Here is a 21717-nt window from a genome sequence, read left to right on the forward strand (position 1 = left end):
TTTTATTATTTTATTTAAAGAAACTATTTCTTTTTCCCTCTAAAGAAAGGCTTTTTAGAAGTCTTTACATTTCTTTTATTGCTGTTATTGTTATTTCCAGCATTTGAAGGTCTTGCACCACCAAAAACCGGTTTATTATTGGAATCTCTTTTTTGCTCTACCAAATCATCGGTATGAAAAGGATGTTCTTTGTTTACAAAAATTTTCTTTCCGATTAATTTTTCTGTATTTCTTAGATTCACTAAATCTAATCCGTCAACAAATGAGAATGAAGTTCCTGAAGCTCCTGCTCTACCCGTTCTTCCAATACGGTGAACATAAGTTTCCGCTACATCTGAAAGTTCGAAGTTTACAACATATTTCAGGTTATCAATATCAATTCCTCTTGCCGCAATATCTGTAGCTACCAGAATTCTGGTTTTTCCGCTCTTGAAATTACTCAAAGCGTTTTGTCTTGCATTCTGGGATTTGTTCCCATGAATGGCTTCAGCTGATATTTTAGACTGATTAAGTTTTTTTGCAATTTTATCAGCTCCATGCTTCGTACGAGAGAAGACAATAACAGGAGATAAACTTTGATCCTGTAAAAGATGAATAAGAAGATTAATTTTATCATCCTTATCTACAAAGAAAACAGATTGATCAATAGTATCCGCTGTAGAAGAAACAGGTGCTACTTCAACTTTTACAGGATTTACCAATATTTCGGAAGCTAGTTTTTGTATTTCTTTGGGCATTGTTGCAGAAAGGAAAAGATTTTGTCTTTTCTCTGGCAAATGTTTTAAGATACGCTTTACATCATGAACAAAACCCATATCGAGCATCCTGTCCGCTTCATCCAGAACAAAAATATCCAGATTCTTCAGCGTAATAATTCCCTGGCTTATAAAGTCTAACAAACGCCCCGGAGTTGCTACGAGTATATCTACTCCTCTTTTTAGCTTTTCTTCCTGAGCACCTTGCTTTACTCCACCGAAAATCACCATTGTTTTCAATGGCAAGTGTCTTCCGTAAGCTTCGAAGTTTTCTTCTATTTGTATTGCCAGCTCTCTTGTTGGCGTTAATATCAATGCTTTTATAACACCTTTACGGTGTTTATTTTCGCTTCTTTCTGTAAGAAGCTGTAAGATAGGAATAGCAAAAGCGGCCGTTTTTCCGGTACCGGTTTGTGCACATCCTAATAGATCTTTTCCGGCAAGAATTTTCGGTATTGCCTGCTCCTGAATAGAGGTCGGAGTCTTGTAACCTTCTTCCTGCAATGCTTTGGAAATAGGTTCTATTAATTTTAAATCGTCGAAAGTCAAATATATAATTTTAAATCTTTAATGTAAACGGAAATAGACAACGATTATCCGTGCAGCATTTTCCAAATGGCATCCTTCAACTCCATTAACCCTTCCCCGGTAACTCCTGAGAAAAATAATGGTTGACGATTTTCCGGAAATTCAGCTGCAATTTCTGTTTTTAATTCTTCATCCAGTAAGTCTGATTTGGAAATAGAGATTAAAAAATCTTTATCCAAAAGCTCTGGATTGTATTCTTTCAATTCATTTTCAAGGATCTTAAATTCCTGAAAATGATCTTCTGAATCAGCAGGGATAAGGAATAAAAGAATAGAGTTTCTCTCTATATGTCTTAAAAAACGATGTCCTAAACCTTTTCCTTCTGCAGCTCCCTCTATAATACCTGGGATATCTGCCATTACAAAAGATTTATAATTTCGGTAATTAACAATACCCAAATTGGGTGTCAATGTAGTAAAGGCATAGTTAGCAATCTTTGGTTTTGCCGCAGATACAGAAGATAAAAGAGTAGATTTTCCGGCATTTGGAAAGCCTACTAATCCTACGTCTGCCAATACTTTTAGTTCAAATACGATAAAGCCCTCCTCTCCCGGAAGCCCTGGCTGTGCATATCTAGGTGTTTGGTTGGTTGCAGATTTGAAATGTTCATTTCCTAATCCACCTTTTCCACCCTTCATCAGAACAATTTCCTGTTCGTCTTCAAGGATTTCACCAATCACCTCGCCCTCTTCATTCTTTGCAATTGTACCGATAGGAACTTCAATATAAATATCTTCTCCATCGGCACCTGTAAGCTGACTTTTTCCACCGTTTTCACCACGCTGTGCTTTTACATGTCGTGTATAACGAAGGGGTAATAATGTCCATTCATTGGCATTTCCTTTCATAATTACGTGACCTCCACGTCCTCCGTCTCCCCCGTCAGGACCTCCTTTCGGGATATATTTTTCTCTGCGGAGATGGGCAGAACCTGCACCTCCGTGACCTGATTGACAATGAATTTTTACGTAATCTACAAAATTGGACATATATTTAGTTCTTGGTTTACAGTTATATAGTTTACAGTTGATCTTCATCAACCGTAAACCAGCAACTGATAGCTATTTTATTTTATCTACCTCAGCAAAGAGCTTATTCGAAATTTCTTCAATTTCTCCTACACCATTTACCTCGATATATTTACCTTGCTTTTTATACAATTCTGCAACTTCTGCAGTTTTAGTATAATATTCTTTGATACGGTTTCGAATAATATCTTCATTGCTATCATCCGTTCTTCCGCTTGTTTCACCTCTCTTTAGTAATCTTTCTACCAGGATCTCATCATCTACTATTAAAGAAAGACAAATGTCGATAGGGTGATTTAATTCTTCTTCTACAATTTGTTCCAGAGCCTCAGTCTGTGCAGCAGTTCTTGGAAAACCATCGAAGATAAATCCTGCAGCATCTGTAGGCTTCTTCAGCTCATCAATAAGCATATCAATGGTAACCTGATCCGGCACTAATTCGCCTTTGTCAATATATGACTTTGCCAGTTTTCCAAGTTCCGTATCGTTTTTCATATTGAAACGGAATAAATCTCCTGTGGAAACCTGTTTCAGGTTGTATTTTTTTATTAAGTTCTGAGCTTGTGTACCTTTTCCACTCCCTGGAGGGCCAAATAATACAAGATTAATCATTTTACTTTTTTATTTAGATTCTTTATTACTTATCATTAATTTTCCCATCCTCCAAATGGTAAAGATCCTTCAGGTTTCTTCCAAGTTCATCATAATCCAGTCCGTAACCTAATACAAACTTGTTAGGAATCTCTTTCCCGATGTAATCAATTTTAAATTGTTTGGTATAAACTTCTGGCTTTAAAAGAAGGCTTGCCAGCTTTACAGACTTTGGTCTTTGTGTATTTTTAAAGTACTCGAACAGGGCTTCAATAGTATTTCCTGTATCTACGATATCTTCAACAAGGATGATATGACGATCTTTAATATCTTTTGTCAGATCCATTTTCTTGTATACAATACCTGTAGATTGTGTCCCGGCATAAGAGCTTACCTGAAGAAATGCAATCTCACAATTTCCCGGATAATGTTTCATTAAATCAGAGAAAAACATGAATACTCCGTTAAGTACTCCAACAAAGACTGGTACTTCGTCTTTATAATCTTCGTAAATTTTAAGAGCTACATCTTTAACAATTTCTTGTAATTCTTCGTCCTTCAGATAGGGTACGAATGTTTTGTCGTGAACCTTTATTTTTTCCATAAGTTTCAAAACGCAAAGATACGTTTTTTCATTTTTTTTCCTCCCTTTTTTACCATGAAAAGCATTTCATATAAATATATTGAAAACTTAACACACCCGTAATCAGGTAATAATCAGTGATTTCATAATTTCGAAATATTTAATTTTAATTTATGAAAAGCTTATTTTTTGCAGGAATTCTCTGTATGGCTGCACAGCTAAATTATGCGCAATCTTTTGATAAACAGGCTCACAGAGGCGGAAAATCGCTATATCCTGAAAATACGATACCCGCCATGAAAAATGCTCTAAAAATGGGGATTACAACGCTGGAAATGGATTTAGCGATTACTAAAGATAAAAAAGTTATCCTTTCTCATGACTCTTTCCTTTCTCCGGAACTTGTTACAAAACCTAATGGTGAATACATCCCAAGAGACTCTGGTTTTTATTATAAAATCTATGATATGCCCTATGCAAAGATTCAGACTTATGATGTAGGTATGAAAAAACTTGAACGCTATCCGGATCAGAAGAAAATGAAAGTACAGAAGCCTTTATTTTCTGCAGTAATAGATTCTTGTGAAAGCTACGCTCGTGAATTAAAAAGGCCACTCCCCTTTTATAATATAGAAACTAAAACACGTCCGTTCTCTGATAATATATTCCATCCCGAACCAAAGGAATTTACAGATCTTATGATGAAAATTATCTTGGAAAAAGGCATTCAAGACAGAGTTATCATTCAGTCTTTTGATCCCAGAACTTTAGAGATTATCCATAAAAAGTATCCTAAAATAATGACGGCTCTGCTTGTAGAAAAAGTAGATGACAAAAAAATTGCTCAACAGCGGGCTAACTTTCAGAATATTCCTGTAGAAAAGTTCAAACAATATCCTAACCACCTTAATGGTGTAAAAGGAGATATGAAGTTTCTAAGCTTTACTCCTACTATTTATAGCCCGGACCAAAGCCTTGTAACTCCTGAGCTTGTAAAGGAATGTCATGCCTTAGGAATGAAAGTAATTCCATGGACTGTAAATTCAAAAGAAAGATTACAGGAACTGCAAAAAATGGGTGTAGACGGCCTTATAAGTGATGATCCAAGGATTTTTGAATAACATTTTGCAATTATATTATTTTATCAATCCTTTTTATAACAAAGTAATATTTTAAAATTTAAAAACATAGAAATTTTCCTTAAACTCCCATAAACTCTCATTCTTATTTCGTTTATTCTCTTGAAGCTGTCAAAGCTTAATTGACTGATGCTAAATATTTTAAAAATAATATTAAGCTATTTTACAAAATTCACTAACTTGAGATAAAATAAAAGCGGAATCTGAAAAGCTTATAAAAGAGTAAGAAAAATCCAAAAATTTTATGTTATGAAAAATTTAAAAAAAATTTCAAGAGAGTATTTAAAATCTGTAAAAGGGGGAGTCAAGGAAGGTTGTCCTGGACCTAGATCACCACTTTACATTCATCTTTATGGTTCACAAGAACAATGTGAAGCTGCAACAGGAAAAGTTTGCTATTATTCAGAAGAAACTAGATGCTTCGGTGAAGGATGGGCTGCTAGTTGGCTTTAATCTATACGGAAAAGTATTACAAACAAAGACTTATTCAAAAACAGTGGATGCTTTAGGGTATCCACTATTTTCTTTAAATAAAAGAAAATTCACTTATATAAAAAGAGGCAATTCTTTTGAATTGCCTCTAGATATTTATATAATTTATTGAATTATTACTTCCAACCTCCACCTAAGCTTTTGTAGATATCTACAACTGTGCTTAGCTGCTGTTGTTTTGCATCAATTAGTTCCAATTTGGCATCCAGTGCGTCTCTCTGATTTAGTAAAACCTCCAAATAATCCGCACGCGAGTTTTTAAATAACTGGTTTGCAATGCCCGTAGCTTCTTCTAATGCATGGTTTTCCTGAGATTTAAGCTTATAAAACTCATCAATATTCTTAACCTTAGACATTAGATTAGCAACGTCTAAATAGGCATTCAGAATAGTTTTATCATATTCGTACAATGCCTGAATTTGTCTTGCATCCGCCGCCTGGAAATTTGCCTTAATAGCACTTTTATTGATAAGCGGTCCTGCCAGCTCTCCTACCAGATTGTAAGCAATAGATTCCGGCATTTTTACAAGATAAGAAGGCTTAAATGCCTCCAAACCTAATGCTGCTGAAATATTCAGTGAAGGATAAAACTCTTTTCTGGCAGCCTGCACATCAAGTTTCGCAGCTTTTAATTCTAATTCAGCTTGCTTAATATCCGGACGGTTTGCCAGTAACTGCGAAGGAATTCCGGTATATACAGTCTGAGGAATGGTTGACATAAAGCTCTCTTTCGTTCTCACAATAGCCTGCGGATACCTTCCTAAAAGTGCATTTATCTCATTTTCTTTCTCTGTTATATCCTGACGAATCGTATACTCTGAAGCTCTGGATTTTGCTAACTCAGCTTCAAACTTCTTTACAGCCAATTCGGTTGTTGCGGAGGCCTGTTTCTGAATTTTTGAGATCTCCAAAGCCCGCTCCTGAAGCTTAATATATTCTCTGGTAATATCTAACTGATTGTCCAGCGCCAATAATTCGTAATAGCTGTCTGCTACTTCTTCTATAAGACTGGAAAGAACAAAGTTTTTTCCTTCCACCGTAGAAAGGTAATGCGCAATTGCAGATTCTTTTTCTGTTCTTAGCTTCTTCCAGATATCGACTTCCCAACTCGCTGTAATACCACCTGCAAAATTCCCCAATGGATCCGGCATTTTTCTTCCCGGTTCTATTTCTGTTGTAGCATCACCTGCGCCTTCACTCGTATAACGTCCTGCTTTTTTCAGGCCTGCATTTACACCCGCAGAAACTGTCGGATTTAGCATTCCTTTTTTAGCCAATACACCGCTTTTAGCAATTTCTATCTGCTGAAATGTAATTAATAAATCCTGGTTATTCTTTAATGCAGTTTCAATAAGGCTTACCAGATTAGGATCAGTAAAGAACTGTCTCCACGGAGTCGTACCGCTATTGTTACCAGAGTCTTCTGTTTCTTGTTGATTGAAATTCTGAGGCAGGTTATTTTTCACCTCATCATTTACTACTGTTACCATTGGCGCTTTACAGCTTGCTAAAACCAACGATACAGCAATGGCACTAATAATACTTTTAGTCTTCAAATTTTCCATCGTGTTGATAAGGTTCTGTTTGTTCGGTTAATGGATTTTCTTCTTCATATTTTGCCAGTTTCGATTTATCTGCAATCGTACCGAAGATATAATACAGACCAGGAATAATCATCAATCCGAAGATTGTTCCGATTAGCATTCCTCCGGCTGCAGCTGTACCAATAGTACGGTTTCCTACTGCTCCTGGCCCTGTTGCTATTACCAACGGTATCAATCCGGCAATAAATGCAAATGAAGTCATCAAAATTGGACGGAAACGAATAGCAGCTCCCTGAATTGCCGCCTGTGCCACAGGAATCCCTTCCTCAGCTCTTTTTTGTACAGCAAATTCTACAATCAGTACGGCATTTTTCCCTAAAAGACCAATAAGCATAACCATCGCTACCTGTGCATATATATTATTCTCCAATCCCATAAGTTTTAAGCACAGAAAAGCTCCGAAAATACCTACTGGCAATGAAAGAATAACCGGTAAAGGAAGAATAAAGCTTTCATATTGTGCAGAAAGGATAAGATATACAAAACCCAGACATACCAGGAATACAAATACAGCTTCATTACCTCTGCTTACTTCATCCTTGGAAATACCCGCCCAGTCAATACCAAAGCCTCTAGGTAATGTTTTATCAGCAACTTCCTGTATAGCTTTAATAGCCTGTCCGCTGCTGTACCCAGGTGCCGGCGTTCCGCTGACCTGTGCCGAGTTGTACATGTTATGTCTTGTCATTTCAGAGAGCCCATATACTTTTTCCAGTTTCATAAAATCTGAATAAGGAACCATCTGATCTTTATCGTTTTTCACATATAGCTTTAGCAGATCACTTGGCAACGCTCGATATTGTGGCCCTGCCTGAACAATAACTTTGTAAGGTCTGTCGAAACGTATAAAACTTGTTTCATAATTGGAACCAATTAAGGTAGAAAGGTTATCCATTGCTTTTTCAATAGTCACACCTTTTTGTTCAGCAAGATCGTTGTCTACCCTTAGCATATACTGCGGGAAACTTGCCGAATAAAATGTAAATGCAGAACCAAGTTCCGGACGCTTTTTCAGTTCCTTTACAAAGTCATTACTTACCTGCTCCATTTTATGATAGTCACCACTTCCGGCTTTATCCAGTAAACGGAGTTCAAAACCTCCAGCTGCACCATATCCCGGTACTGAAGGTGGTTGGAAGAACTCAATATTGGCACCCGGAATATTTTTAGCCTTTTCTTCAAGCTTCTCAATAATCTCTGCGGCGGATTCTGTACGTTCGTCCCAACTTTTCAGGTTGATAAGACAAGTTCCTGAATTGGATCCCGTTCCTTCTGTCAGGATCTCATAACCGGCAAGCGAAGAAACAGACTGTACACCATCAATATCTTCCGACTCTTTCAAAAGCTGCCTTGCCACCTGATTGGTTCTCTCCAATGTAGATCCAGGCGGTGTCTGTATAATGGCATAAATCATCCCCTGGTCTTCACTCGGAATAAAACCAGACGGAAGTGAGTTACTCAAGAAATAAGTACATGCACAGAAAGCTAATAAAAGCGGCAACGTAATCATTTTTTTAGTAACCGTCTTATTAAGTGTCTTTTCATATTTCCCTGCTCCCCTTGTAAATATATTGTTGAATTTATCCAGGAAGATTGTAACAGGAGTTTTCTTCTTTGCTTTTCCGTGATTATTTTTCAGAATAAGTGCACATAATGCCGGGGTAAGCGTTAAAGCGACAATCCCTGAAAGGATAATAGAAGATGCCATAGTAATAGAGAACTGACGGTAGAATACACCTACAGGTCCGGACATAAATGCAATCGGAATAAACACCGATGCCATAACCAGCGTAATAGCTATAATAGCCCCGCTTATTTCGTGCATCGCTTCTTCAGTCGCTTTCAATGGAGAGAGGTTCTTTTCTTCCATTTTGGCATGAACGGCTTCTATAACTACAATAGCATCATCCACAACAACCCCGATGGCCATTACAAGGGCAAAAAGGGAAATCATGTTTAGTGTAATACCAAAGGCCGACATTACGGCAAATGTTCCGACAAGTGAAACCGGAACCGCAAGTGCCGGAATCAGTGTTGAACGCCAGTCTCCAAGGAAAAGGAATACAACAATTGCAACCAGTATAAATGCTTCGAATAAAGTATGTATAACTTTTTCCATAGAAGCATCCAGGAATCTGGAAACGTCATAACTAATCTCATAATGCATTCCCTTGGGGAAAGTATTTTTCTCAAGATCTGCCATTAAGGCTTTTACGTTCTTAATAACATCACTTGCATTGGATCCGTACGACTGCTTAACCGTAATTGCAGCAGATGGTTTTCCGTTTAGTGTAGAATAAATATCATACATGGAACTTCCGAACTCGATATCTGCAACATCTTTTAATCTCACAGACTCTCCATTTGGTTTTGCTTTTAATATGATATTCCCATAATCTTTTTCATTATTAAAACGTCCCGGATATTTCAGTACATATTCAAATGACTGCGCTCGTTTTCCGGAACTTTCCCCTGTTTTACCGGGAGAAGCCTCTAAGCTCTGCTCATTTAACGATTCCATTACTTCGTCAGCAGAAATATTGTAAGCTGTTAGTCTGTCCGGCTTTAACCAAATACGCATTGCATATTCACGAGTTCCTAAGATGTCTGCAAACCCTACTCCGCCAATCCTTCTTAGCTCAGACATTACATTGATATCTGCATAGTTGAAAAGGAATTTCTGATCTGCTTTCGGATCATCACTATACAGGTTAATATACATCAACATGTTAGGCTCCTCACGGGTAATCTTTACCCCTTCACGCACTACTAATGGCGGAAGTTTGTTTACCACAGAAGATACACGGTTCTGTACATTTACAGCGGCAACATTGGGATCCGTACCCAAATCGAACACGATCTGAATAGCAGCTTCACCATCATTACCAGCATTGGATGACATATACTTCATCCCCGGAACTCCGTTAAGTCCTCTTTCTAACGGAATAATTACAGATTTAATTAATAGTTCGTTGTTTGCTCCTGGATATTCCGCAGTAATATTTACTTTGGGTGGAGAAATAGATGGGAACTGTGTCACCGGAAGTTTCACAAGTGACAGTATCCCTAAAAATACAATAATCAATGAGATTACAATAGACAGAACAGGTCTGCGAATGAATTTCTTAAACATACTACTTCATTTTAGAGCTCCTACTCTGCTTTTAATTTCAATGATTTAATTACTTTCACCGGATCCTGGAATTTCACTTTCAGTTTTTGATCGTCTTTTACTTTCTGAACACCTTCTAACAAGATTTTATCTCCAGAAGAAATTCCGGACCCTACGATGTACAGGTCAGGGAGTTCATACAATACTTTTATATTTCTTGACTTGGCTACGCCATTTTTATCAATCACAAAAACATATTTCTGATCCTGAATTTCATACGTAGATTTCTGAGGGATAATCAAAGCATTATGAACAGGCATCGTCATCTGGACTTTTCCTGTTTCACCATTTCTCAAAAGCTTATTCGGATTAAGGAATTTTGCACGGAAAGCAATATTTCCGGTCTCATTATTAAATTCCCCTTCTATCGTCTGAATCTCACCTTTTTCAGGGAAAATCTCACCATTTGCCATAATCAGATTTACCAACTGGCTTCCTCTGTCACCAACATGTGTCTGATAACTCAGGTATTCAGGTTCTGATACATTAAAATAAGTATAGATACTGGTATTGTCGGATAAAGAAGTTAAAAGATCTCCTTCATTGATAAGGCTTCCTAATTTCAGAGGAAGTCTGTTTATAATACCAGAAAACGGTGCTTTAATATCTGTAAATGACAAGTGAATCTGAGCCAGCTTCACTTCAGCATTGGCAGCGTCCAGTTTGGCCTTGGCCATTGCTCTTTCATTTTTGGAAACGATATTGTTATTAGCCAGTGTGCTTGCATTCTGTAACTCAATTGTCGCCTGCTGTGCTTCAGCTTTCGCTTTCAATAATTCAGCATGATAAAGCTGAGGCATAATTCTGAACAGAGTTTGTCCTGCATGCACGTATTGTCCTTCATCTACATAGATTTTCTCAAGAAATCCTTTTTCCTGAGCCCGGACTTCAATATTTTTCACTGACTGAATCTGAGCAACATATTCTTTGTTAATTACTGTATCCTTCACTATAGGAGAAGTTACAGGGTAAATAACAGTTTCTTCTTTTTCTTCTTTTTTCTTATTACAGCCAATGGCCAACAGGAGTATGCTTAATGCAATGCCTGAGGTAACTCTTTTCATCATAATTTTCAGAGCTTATAAATCGTTAATGTTTTAAACGGAAATAAAATGGTAATAGCGGATGTTATAAAGTGTTCATTACCAAAAACACACTACAAAATGCTTTCTGACTCTAATAAAGAACAGAAACCAACCGGAAAAAGAATGTTTAAATTCTGATAGAACGAATCAGAATGAATTTTTTAATTGTAGAAAAGTTTACAACAAAGTTGTATGCAGTAAGATTTCGCCGTTCGTAGCGCAGTAGTCCTAAAAGACATGCAAAACTAAATACACTGGCCAGTACTATGACAGTCTGGAAATCAGCTGAGAACTGAAAATCATTTTCGCTAAGTTCAAAAGGACTATTATTCCCTGTGTCATCAGAAGACTGCTGAATTGAAAATTTTTCGTAAGTCTGATTCAGGTGGTTTGCCTTTTTAGGAAGGTGGTGATGAGAATGTGCTAGTTTGCAATTTTGAAATGTTCTTACGTGAAGCCTACTCTCCACTACAAAGAGTAAAAATAGCCCCGTCAGTAAAAACACTAAAAAGTTTCTCATTTTAAAGCCGCAAATGTACACTTAGATTTATAAATAACCAACACTGATTAACAAAGTTTAACGCTTGAGATAAAAAAATGCAAATTCTAATCAATTATTATACAACAAAAAAACATTTATTAATTATTTAAGTCAGCAACTAAATATTGTTCACCCCTGTCATTGAATAATTTTGTTCTGTTAGTTTCAGAAACATGAATAAAAATTAAAATAATAAATTCTATCAAGTTACTAGGATATTAAAAAAAGATATTTATATTTGCATCAGAAATTATTCTGAAAACAAATCTATAACAAAATAAAAATGGACAGAATTATCATCAGAAAGAGCAATTGTAAAAGTAAAAAAGTAACCATGATAATGTGTTACCAAATGGCTATGCCATTCTCTATCGTATCGGGTGATTAAAGATGTCAGAAAAACAGATATATAAAGAATCCACCGATGCTTTCGGCGGATTTTTTTTATTAAATAGAAGCAATTAAAACTGAAATCAGTGATTACAATTAAAAATATATCCAAAACATTTGTACAGAAAAAAAAGCAGTTTAAAGCCCTGGATAATATAAGTCTGGAAGTTGGACAAGGAGATATAACAGGAATTATAGGCTTTTCAGGAGCAGGAAAAAGTACACTTATACGTTGTATAAATCTCCTGGAAAAACCAGATGAAGGAGAGGTTATTGTAAACGGAATCAATTTATTAAAACTAAGCTCCAAACAACTGGCAGAACAGAGAAAAAAGATAGGAATGATCTTTCAGCATTTCAATCTTCTCTCCTCCAGAACAGTTTTTGATAATGTTGCACTACCACTTGAACTGGATCATGTAAGCAAAACAGAAATTAATAAGAAGGTAAATGAACTTCTAAGAATAGTAGGTCTTGAAGATAAAGCAAATGATTATCCAAAAAGTCTTTCCGGTGGGCAAAAGCAACGTGTGGCCATTGCAAGAGCGCTAGCAAATGATCCTTTCCTACTGTTATGCGATGAAGCTACAAGTTCCCTTGACCCTGCAACTACACAGTCTATTCTGCAACTACTACAGGATATTAATAAACGTCTGGGGATTACTATTTTATTGATTACTCATGAAATGGAAGTTATAAAATCAATATGCAATCATGTTGCTGTAATAGACAAAGGAAAATTAGTTACCAAAGGTACTCTGGATGAAATAATATCTGATAAAGAACACCCTATCATAAAACAATTTATAACATTTAAAACAATGGATATACCGCAATCAATAAGTAAAAGATTACAGGAAGAAGCTGCAGCGGGATTGTTCCCGTTAATAGAAATTGAGTTGAACGGCAATATACCGTTCGAAGAATTATTGTCAGTCGTTTATAGCGATTACAAGATTCCGTATAAACTTATCACCGCAGATGTTGAATATATGGGCAAAGCAAATTTCGGGAAAATGTTATTACACCTTCAGGGCAATAATGAGGAAAATACAAAAGCTATCCAGTATTTCAATCAGAATAATATTCAAAATACCATAAAGGGATATGCTTGATCAGATTACGCTCTCATTACTCTTAAAAGGGCTTTGGGAAACAATATTCATGACACTTGTCTCAGGATTTTTCGGTTTTCTGCTGGGATTACCGTTAGGAATCGTATTGTTTCTTACCAGAAAAGGTCAGCTGCTTGAAAATAATTTTTATAATCGTTTTCTCTCTGTTCTGGTTAATGTATTCCGGTCTATTCCCTTTATCATACTTATTGTTTGGATGATTCCTTTTACAAGAGTACTGGTAGGAACTTCTATTGGAATTTGGGCTGCATTGGTTCCTCTAAGTATTGGTTGTGCTCCGTTTATTGCAAGACTGGTAGAGAACAGTCTTTTGGAAGTTCCAAATGGCCTTATTGAAACGGCAAGAGCTCTTGGGGCAAGTCCACAGCAAATTATCAGCAAGGTTTTACTTCCAGAGGCACTGCCTTCGTTAATTAACAATGCTACAATTACACTGATAACATTGGTAGGCTACTCTGCAATGGGAGGAGCTGTAGGAGCCGGAGGACTGGGGCAAGTTGGATATCAGTATGGTTATATAGGCTATAATGCAACTATCATGAACACAGTATTATTATTACTTATAGCCTTGGTATTCATTATCCAGTTTACAGGTGACAAGCTTTCTAAAAAATTCAATCATAGATAAAATCAAGAGAATGAAAAGATTTACACTTCTAAGTTTAATTACTATAGCTTTATTATTTTTATATTCCTGTACAAACGCTAAAAAAGATAATCCTAATTATATTAAGATAGGCATTGCTTCTGGTCCAGAAAGGGATCTGGCTGAAGCTGCAAAAAAAGAGGCAAAGGAAAAATACAATCTGGATGTAGAGTTGGTTTCTTTCACAGAATATGTACTTCCGAACGAAGCTTTAAATAACGGTGATCTTGATGCCAATGCGTTTCAGCACGTTCCATATCTAACTGAGCAGTCTAAACAACGAGGTTATAAATTGGCTGTTGTAGGGAAAACCTTTGTATTTCCTATTGTAGCGTATTCTAAAAAAATAAAAAACATCGCTGAGCTGCAAAACGGTAGTACTGTTGTTATCCCAAATGATCCAACTAATGGAGGTCGTTCGTTATTACTACTACAAAAAAACGGATTACTAAAACTGAAAGACAACGTTGGGCTACTGCCAAAAGTAACCGATATTACTGAAAACCCAAAACAGTTAAAAATTGTAGAGATAGAAGCACCACAGCTACCAAGAGTATTGGATGATAAGGATGTAACAATAGCCGTAGTCAATAATAATTTTGCAGCACAGGCAGGGCTAGATCCGGATAAAAACGGATTGCTAAAGGAAGATAAAAAATCTGCCTATATGAATGTAATCGTTGCAAGAGAGGATAATAAAAACTCTGAGAAAGTAAAAAACTTTGTAAAAGCATATCAGTCTAAAGCTGTAGAACAAGCCGCTGAAAAAGCATTTAAAGGCGGAGCCATAAAGGGCTGGTAACAACATACTATATCTATAAGCTACTTTTTTGTTTAACCAAAATCAGTTAGTTTATAATATAATGTTTTATTTATTTGGTGAAAGAAAGGTCAGAAGAATTCTTCTGACCTTTCGTATTTTGTACTCGGCTTTACTTCATTTTTATTTCCTGATCTGAAAGTAATTTATTATTAATTACAATATTTTTAAGACTTCCTTCAAATCCACCAATTTTTTGTAATGGAAAAAACAGTGTGTACATCTTTCTTCTCTTTGTTTTGTCCTTATCATTATAAGTTCTCCATTCATTAGTAAGGTCCTGTTGTAGTACTCCGTTGATAAATAATTTCACACCCTCATTGTTTCCTGTAATAGTAGCTTTTGTCCAACTTCCTCTCGGAAATTTGTAATCAAAACTATCATCATAGCCGTCTCTTGAGAATCTTAATTTTCCATTCTTCAGATATAACATTGCATCAGAAGAAGTAAAAACAGGCATTTTTTGATTATTTTCAACCACAGGTTTAATATCAAAGCTAACAGTATAGTTATACCCTATTTCTGGTAAAGAAAATTCAGCATAACTATCTGCTCCTTTAAAGTCTAAATATTCCTCTTTCCCAGCTTTTACCCATTCTGCACAATGCATCCTTACATTTTGCTGTTTTACCATAAGCGGAAAGCTTATTCCTTTCTTATCATATTTACCCCTGATATTAAGAAAAGGGCCTTCGCTAATCAGCCCGGCATTTTGTGAAAAATAATTAAAGTCTGGAGCACTAACAGTACCTCTCCACATTTTTTCTGCTAATACCTGCATGGCAGGGAAGACTCTGTCATGAACATCTTTATCTGTAATACCATTTCCAGCAATATCATTCCATACCGCAAAAGACCCGCCAATAATTGTAGGGTCACCTAATGGAAAAGTGATATTGCCTATCATTCTGGGTTCCCATTTTTTATAAATATTTTCAATATTCAAATAGTCATAATAATAACCTGCTTTTGGTACAATATATAGAATTCCATCTGGCGTGCTAATCTGCTTGTATCCCAATTTTTTCATTTCTATCGGATCTGCATAACCGTTATACCAGGTATTCATTATTATATTCTTACTTCTCACAGGGGTTTTTCCTTTAGCGTGAGTAAGCGCACCCCAGAGTCTTACGTCTTTTCCAAAACTCTGAACATAGCCCATAAAGTGATCGGTAAATTTTCTAAATGCCTCTGCTTCTGTTTTGTCATACTCATCTGTTCCAATATGCACTTCTTTTCCTACAAATACTGGATCTGTCCCTTCTAAATATTCTTTGAATATGTTTTCTACAACTTCATAAGTTTTTGGAAGGTTGATATCCAGATGATCTCTACCATATTTATTACTGCCAATATCCGGAACAGCTTTGGTAATAGCCAGAGAGTGAGCAGGAACATCTATTTCAGGGATAATTCGTACTGCATAATTCTGAGCCATTTTCTGAAATTCTCTGAATTCATTCTTAGTATAAAATTCATTTTTAGTTGCTAGCTCAGGATAAGTTGCATTTTCTAAACGGAATCCTGAATATGTCTTATCCCAATTATTATCAAAGTATATTTTAAAACCATTATCATTTAAATGAATATGAAAATCATTCATTTTATAATAACTCATCAATTTTACATATTTATTTAAAAAATCAAGGCTGAAAAACTTTCTACCCGCATCTAAAACAAAACCTCTGACTTTATATTTTGGATAATCCCTGATCTCACCTTTAGGGAAAATTCTTTCTTTAGGCTGCTGCTCCAATAACTGAAGAAATGTCCTTGTTCCCCAGAAAAGCCCCTGATATTGTAAAGCAAAAATTTCAAAATTATTTTCAATATTACAATAATAACCTTCTTCACCAAGGGATTGATCTTGGTGCTGAAGGCTTAAATAAATATTTCCGGTTCCTTCATTTTTGCCATAAGCTATCTTTGGTTCCAGTCCTGAAAAGTCCTTTATTTCCTTTTGTAACAGACTGGCCAGATTCTTTAATTTTTCTTTATCTCTTGTATCTACAATTATCTTTGCAGTACTGCTTAGTTTAAAATCTCCATTTCTTCCGTACCATTCCCGTAAAGAAGGAATTACAAAAGGTTTATGATTTTTCCCATTATCATTATACCTTCCTGGGATTACTACTTGCCTGTTTATATCAAATTGCTGTAAAGTATCTTTTTCATTACTTAGTACATAATACAAGTTGACTTCTGTCGGGACAAGTGGCTGGATAATATTACCTTTTATATCTATTACAGGAAACGCATCACTACCCATTAATTTCAGTTTATAGCCTTTTGGGGCAACTGGATTTGTGATTCGTAAATCTCCTTTTTTTACTTTAGGAATTTCTCCTGTCTCTTCTGAAATTTTATTTTGTGAGAATAAAGAAACAGAGAAGAGAAATAATAAAACTTTAAAAATTTTTGTTATTCTCATTGTTGCATTTTTTTATTTTAAAATAATGAAAAAATCTGTAAGATAAAAGGTCAGAAGAATTCTTCTGACCTTTCGATTTTTACATTTTAGTAACCTTTACAGGATTTATAGATTTATTAGCAAACTGCTCCAAGTATTTCACCCAACTTTCATTATTGGTAATCGACCCTGCCTTACTCCATACAGCGCCACTGTAAAATGTGAACATCTGATTATTCTTTAGTATAGCCTTTTCCCCTAAATGCTTCAGGGTATTCTGAATCTTTACTTTAGAACCCGGGAAGATTACTGCTGTTCCGACAATACCATCTTTAGATTCTTCCGGCCAGTAAGCAGCAATATGTTTGGTATCGTCAACCGTCTTTTCACCTTTCCCATCCCAGTGTACAAGACCTGCAAACACAGGAAGTGTGGACTGTCCACTAAATGTATATGTAACCTCAACTTTATTAAGTTGAGATCCGGCATCAAGACTTACCTTTTTTACTGCTGCAATTTTATATCCATCCACACTTACTTCCGGATATTCTAACTGAAAAGTAAATCTAAGCGGTCCTTTCTCCGTTATCTTATAACTCTGATAATTTCCTAAATAAGTAAATTTATCCCCGATAAATGGCAATATATCTCCCGCTCCGAGAGAGCTTCCAACATGGAAAAAGTCTAATCCGTCACCATTATCTTTATGATAATTGTTTAGTTTATACCATTCATCTAATATCAATCTATTGGTACGTTTAGACCAGGCATCCATCCCCCATGCATTCTGATTAGGGACTTTTTCTAAAGACTTACCGTACATACGAAAAGCAATTTTATCATTTTCCCATGCAAAATCGTCATATCTTTCCGGAACATAGCGCCCGTAAACTTTAGCTTCATTTTGAGACGGAGTCCCTTCTGTGAAGCTTATCTGTTTTTTTTCATTAGGCTTAAAGTCTGCCTGTAATAAGAGCTTCCCGTCTGAAAGCCACTGATATGGAATTTCTGTCTGATTGCTTTTAACAACAAATGTTTTATTCTTTATTTCTGCTACTGTAGCTGCAGAAACTTCAACCGACTGTTGTTTTCTTTCAACTGCAAGTCCATTGGCTAATTGTAACTTTAGTAGTGGCTTGGTCTGCGCAAAAGTCAGTACCCCCGCAAAGCCTATTGTCAATAATGTAAATGATTTCATTTTATATTCTGCAAAGTTCTACAAATACCAGTCTTTATAACGCTTCAAAGCTTCAAGGAAGTAATAATCTGCATATACCAAAGGAACATCTATCTCCGATTTCAATGGTAATGCCCCAGTGCTATGCATAAGCAGGAAACCTCCGTTTTCGCCAAGTTTAGCTCTGTAAGCTGGACTGGAAAGGTTAATTAATATCTGCTCGGCATTATCAAGATATTTTTGACGTTCTTTTCCTTTTGTATACTGCCCCAGTTCCAGGAAAGCAGATGCCATAAGAGCTGCTGCAGAAGCATCGCGTGGTGCATTCGGGATATCCGGCGCATTAAAATCCCAATATGGAATTTTATCTTTTGGTAAATTTGGGTTTGTCAGAATGAAATTGGCTATTTTGTTCGCAAAATCCAAATACTTTGGATCTTTAGTAAAACGATACATCATCGTATAACCATATAATCCCCAAGATTGCCCACGAGACCATGCTGACTCGTCAGAATACCCCTGCCACGTTTTTTTCTTTATAACCTCTCCTGTATTCAGATCATAGTCCAATACATGATATGAACTATAGTCCGGACGATAGTGATTCTTCATTGTCGTATTGGAGTGTGTAACCGCTATCTCCTGGTATTTTTTATCACCTCCGTTTTGGCTTACCCAGTTCAACATTTCAAGATTCATCATGTTATCGATAATAACCGGACAGTCGAATCTTGCATTTTTATTCCAGGACTGGATTGCATGGATAGAAGGTCTGTATCGGGTAGATAGTGCCTCTGCAGAATTAAAGATAATTTTTTTGTATTCAGGATTTTTGGTAATTCTGTATGCATTACCAAAGCTACAATACATCATAAAGCCCAGATCGTGGTTTCCTGTAAAAGTCTGATTGGGCTCAATAATTTTCAGAACTCTTTCTGCTTCTTTCAGCATTACAGGATCCTTGGTCTCCTCATATACATAAAGCAAAGATCCCGGATAAAACCCCGTACACCACCAGGTTCTTTCATAGTTCACCACTTTACCGCTTTTAGCGTCGTAAGTCTGTGGAACTTTGTCGTCGGGAAGCCCTTTCATAAGGTATTTGAACTGCTGGTCTGCAAATTTAAAATTTTCAGTTACCAACTTGCCCATCTGTGCCTTTCGTGACTGTGCGCCAAGGCCAAATGCTATTATGGCAAAAGCCATAATTGTCGTTTTTTTAAGAATCATGCGTTATCGTTTTTAGTTTAACGCAATTTACTTAAAATTTTGAAATACTCTTAAAGAAATCTCGGTTTAAATATTTATCCAATGAAACAATCTTCATGTAATGGTTGGCAATAGCTATTAATATAAGTACTACTGCAGGTTTATAGAAAAGATTCAACAGATTGGATCCTGTATTTGGCAATAGAATCACCATGGAAACCACCAGGAAGCACAACACCACGGCATACAACATTTCTATAGAAAAAGGATGTACTTTGAACTTCCAGAAATTGAAAACAATTTTAGCAACATTATATAAGGCAAGAGAAATGGTAGTAGCCAATGCTACTCCCGAAAGCCCCATATTGGTGTATTTAAGAAAATAAAAATTAAGACCTATATTGATTACCGCCAAAAATAACGTTACTACAATATTGTAACGGTAGTATCTGGACATGGATATAATCTGTCCGTTAAAACCTGTTGCAAGATCAAACATTAATCCTATCCCGGTAATCCATAAAACAGGCTCTGCAGCCCGCAGTTCAAAACCATTTTTAATTAAATGTGTAAGATAAGGATAGCCAACCAACACACAGGAAAATAATACTAATCCCAAAAACAATAAAGACAAGGATGTTTTCTGATGAAATACATTCAGCTCTTCCATTTCATTATTTTCCAAATGTTTATTGATCATAGGTGCTGAAATATTATACAGCCCCATCTGTGGAATCGTAAGAACAGAAGTAACGGCTATAATGATCCCGTATACTCCGTTATCTTTAAAATCCATATAACTGGATATCATAACACTGGAAATACGCAGGGAAAGATAGTTTCCTATATTACCAAGGAATCCATAAAATCCATAGTTGAGTACTTCCTTCCAGAAATTATCTTTTTTAATATAATCTATTGAGAAATCCGGCTTGAATTTTTCCAGTTTATTCAGGTATATATGATAGCCCAAAAGTGCCAGAACAAACATACCTAAAAAGAAAATCATTGAGGGTTTCTCTGGTACTCCCATGAAGAAAAACAAAACAAAAGCCCCAAGATTAGCTATTTTAGGAAAAATATTCTCAAAAATATTGGGTACAACAATTCTTTTATAATTCGATATATACTTATTATATATCTGGCTAACCGCCAGGATCAGAATCATCGGGATAATAATAGCTTTATATCTCCAGAAATTTTCAAACAGTTCCCAGTTTTTCAAATCCGGTCTGATCATATTGACCAGAAATAAAAACAAAGTAAACAATACAAAGTTAAAAAGTACCATCAAAAGGGATAGACTCAGTAAGTTTTGCTGCTTTCCTTCCTTCTTGGTATGTAAAAAGAATTTTACATTGGCATAGGATAAACCAAATACAATGAATGGGAGTACTATTTCTGCGGCCGATAAAATATACCTAAGTTTTCCGTAATAATCCATATCAAGTGGAAAAACGAAAACAGCAGAAAGGGTTCCCAATAGAAAACCTAAATATCCAACTATAGAGTACTTAAAACTCTGTCTTGCTACAACACTCATTATCTAGGCAGGAAAATTATATTGTTAATATACCGCTGCTTGTCCTTTTCATTATATTCACTTTGCTGCATACATATATTCTCAGTTAAAGGTACCAGTTCAAAACTGGTACGATCAAGATAGTGGGCATTGTATCCGTAACGTTCAAAATAACGAATATAATCCCAGATGGGTCTTTTATGATGTCTTTGTTCGATTTCTATCATCAGTACCGGCTTCAGACGAAGGATTGTGTCTATCATTCCGGCAACAGTATAGGTTTCGTTTCCTTCAACATCTATTTTTATAAAATCTATACGATCAATTACATTTTTCTCAGCCCAATCATCCAATCTCTTTACCATAACCGTTGTGGTAATCGTTTTTTCCTCACCATTTTCTTTCAATTCAGTTTGTAATGTTCCGCGCGCAGCATTACTATGCCCTTTTATTACAGGTATTTTGAACTGTGCTTTTGTATTTTTATTAGAAAGCGCGTATGATGAAATATTTACTTTTGGGAAAAGTCTTTTCAGGCGTTTAAAAAGTAGAGGATTGGGTTCGAAAGCGTAAATATTCTCTGGTTTCAAATACCCTTCCAGAGTATAAATATAAGTACCTACATTGGCTCCCACATCAAAGAAAACAGCATCTTTCGGAAGAAATTCTTTTATCCATATCAGCTCCGGCTCTACGCCTCTTTCCAAAACATTCTGGAGACTGATGTTATTCAGTTTCTTAAAAAACCTTTGTTTGTAATACGAAGGCGAGAGATACATCAAATTTTCTGCTAGTCGGCTGTACAAACTCATTTTAAGAAATATTT

Annotated in this window: 18 protein-coding genes; 5 read left to right on the top strand and 13 right to left on the bottom strand. The window is 35.9% G+C overall.

What is annotated here, in order from left to right; all coding sequences use genetic code 11:
- Positions 1–23 precede the first annotated feature (23 nt).
- The 4 genes from AYC65_RS10215 to hpt form a co-directional block, all read right to left on the bottom strand.
- Positions 24–1304 (bottom strand): DEAD/DEAH box helicase, encoded by a 1281-nt coding sequence (locus tag AYC65_RS10215; RefSeq protein WP_034869066.1) that lies wholly within the window; start codon positions 1302–1304, stop codon positions 24–26.
- 44 nt (positions 1305–1348) lie between these two features.
- Positions 1349–2332: a GTPase ObgE gene (gene obgE / locus AYC65_RS10220; RefSeq protein ID WP_034869067.1), complete on the bottom strand. Its 984-nt coding sequence runs from the start codon at positions 2330–2332 to the stop codon at positions 1349–1351.
- Positions 2333–2404: 72 nt separating this feature from the next.
- A complete protein-coding gene (locus AYC65_RS10225) occupies positions 2405–2983 on the bottom strand; it encodes an adenylate kinase (RefSeq protein WP_009085069.1) in 579 nt (192 codons plus the stop codon).
- Between the two features lie 25 nt (positions 2984–3008).
- Positions 3009–3566 (bottom strand): hypoxanthine phosphoribosyltransferase, encoded by a 558-nt coding sequence (gene hpt / locus AYC65_RS10230; protein WP_009085071.1) that lies wholly within the window; start codon positions 3564–3566, stop codon positions 3009–3011.
- A gap of 152 nt (positions 3567–3718) precedes the next feature.
- Between hpt and AYC65_RS10235 the strand changes: the two genes are divergently transcribed.
- Both AYC65_RS10235 and AYC65_RS20755 read left to right on the top strand, forming a co-directional pair.
- Positions 3719–4666: a glycerophosphodiester phosphodiesterase family protein gene (locus tag AYC65_RS10235; RefSeq protein WP_034869069.1), complete on the top strand. Its 948-nt coding sequence runs from the start codon at positions 3719–3721 to the stop codon at positions 4664–4666.
- A gap of 267 nt (positions 4667–4933) precedes the next feature.
- Positions 4934–5137 carry a bacteriocin-like protein gene (locus AYC65_RS20755; protein WP_131828160.1) on the top strand — a complete coding sequence of 68 codons (204 nt, stop codon included), beginning with the start codon at positions 4934–4936 and terminating at the stop codon, positions 5135–5137.
- A gap of 155 nt (positions 5138–5292) precedes the next feature.
- Here the strand turns inward: AYC65_RS20755 and AYC65_RS10245 are convergent, their stop codons facing one another.
- The 4 genes from AYC65_RS10245 to AYC65_RS10260 form a co-directional block, all read right to left on the bottom strand.
- On the bottom strand, positions 5293–6741 hold the full coding sequence (locus AYC65_RS10245) for a TolC family protein (protein WP_034869072.1): 1449 nt from the start codon (positions 6739–6741) through the stop codon (positions 5293–5295).
- Positions 6722–9913, bottom strand: a complete 3192-nt coding sequence (locus AYC65_RS10250; protein WP_034869075.1) for an efflux RND transporter permease subunit — start codon at positions 9911–9913, stop codon at positions 6722–6724. The genes AYC65_RS10245 and AYC65_RS10250 overlap by 20 nt, the downstream gene beginning before the upstream one ends.
- Positions 9914–9933: 20 nt before the next feature.
- Positions 9934–11016: an efflux RND transporter periplasmic adaptor subunit gene (locus tag AYC65_RS10255; protein ID WP_034869077.1), complete on the bottom strand. Its 1083-nt coding sequence runs from the start codon at positions 11014–11016 to the stop codon at positions 9934–9936.
- 148 nt (positions 11017–11164) lie between these two features.
- Positions 11165–11557 (bottom strand): hypothetical protein, encoded by a 393-nt coding sequence (locus AYC65_RS10260; RefSeq protein ID WP_034869079.1) that lies wholly within the window; start codon positions 11555–11557, stop codon positions 11165–11167.
- A 497-nt stretch (positions 11558–12054) separates the two neighbouring features.
- Between AYC65_RS10260 and AYC65_RS10265 the strand changes: the two genes are divergently transcribed.
- Genes AYC65_RS10265 through metQ form a run of 3 tightly spaced genes read left to right on the top strand, consistent with a single transcriptional unit; the run spans position 12055 to position 14552 of the window.
- Positions 12055–13083, top strand: coding sequence for a methionine ABC transporter ATP-binding protein (locus AYC65_RS10265; protein WP_034869081.1), 1029 nt, complete (start codon positions 12055–12057; stop codon positions 13081–13083).
- Complete coding sequence (gene metI / locus AYC65_RS10270; RefSeq protein ID WP_034869083.1) at positions 13076–13732, top strand: methionine ABC transporter permease MetI; 657 nt, start codon at positions 13076–13078, stop codon at positions 13730–13732. Before AYC65_RS10265 ends, metI begins: the two co-directional genes overlap by 8 nt.
- Before the next feature lie 10 nt (positions 13733–13742).
- Complete coding sequence (gene metQ, locus AYC65_RS10275; RefSeq protein ID WP_034869086.1) at positions 13743–14552, top strand: methionine ABC transporter substrate-binding lipoprotein MetQ; 810 nt, start codon at positions 13743–13745, stop codon at positions 14550–14552.
- Positions 14553–14682: 130 nt separating this feature from the next.
- Here metQ and AYC65_RS10280 read toward each other — a convergent pair whose 3' ends face one another.
- The 5 genes from AYC65_RS10280 to AYC65_RS10300 all read right to left on the bottom strand — a co-directional run bounded on the left by AYC65_RS10280 (position 14683) and on the right by AYC65_RS10300 (position 21703).
- Positions 14683–17004: a family 20 glycosylhydrolase gene (locus AYC65_RS10280; protein ID WP_052114656.1), complete on the bottom strand. Its 2322-nt coding sequence runs from the start codon at positions 17002–17004 to the stop codon at positions 14683–14685.
- 79 nt (positions 17005–17083) lie between these two features.
- Positions 17084–18181: a DUF4861 family protein gene (locus AYC65_RS10285; protein WP_034869088.1), complete on the bottom strand. Its 1098-nt coding sequence runs from the start codon at positions 18179–18181 to the stop codon at positions 17084–17086.
- Between the two features lie 18 nt (positions 18182–18199).
- Positions 18200–19390, bottom strand: coding sequence for a glycoside hydrolase family 88 protein (locus AYC65_RS10290; protein WP_034869089.1), 1191 nt, complete (start codon positions 19388–19390; stop codon positions 18200–18202).
- Positions 19391–19421: 31 nt separating this feature from the next.
- Positions 19422–20912, bottom strand: coding sequence for a lipopolysaccharide biosynthesis protein (locus tag AYC65_RS10295; protein WP_034869090.1), 1491 nt, complete (start codon positions 20910–20912; stop codon positions 19422–19424).
- The gene (locus AYC65_RS10300; protein ID WP_034869092.1) at positions 20912–21703 is read right to left on the bottom strand and encodes an FkbM family methyltransferase; all 792 of its coding nucleotides are present in this window, start codon (positions 21701–21703) and stop codon (positions 20912–20914) included. The genes AYC65_RS10295 and AYC65_RS10300 overlap by 1 nt, the downstream gene beginning before the upstream one ends.
- Between the last annotated feature and the right edge of the window lie 14 nt (positions 21704–21717).

This window comes from Elizabethkingia bruuniana (genome assembly GCF_002024805.1).
Taxonomy (GTDB): Bacteria; Bacteroidota; Bacteroidia; order Flavobacteriales; family Weeksellaceae; genus Elizabethkingia; species Elizabethkingia bruuniana.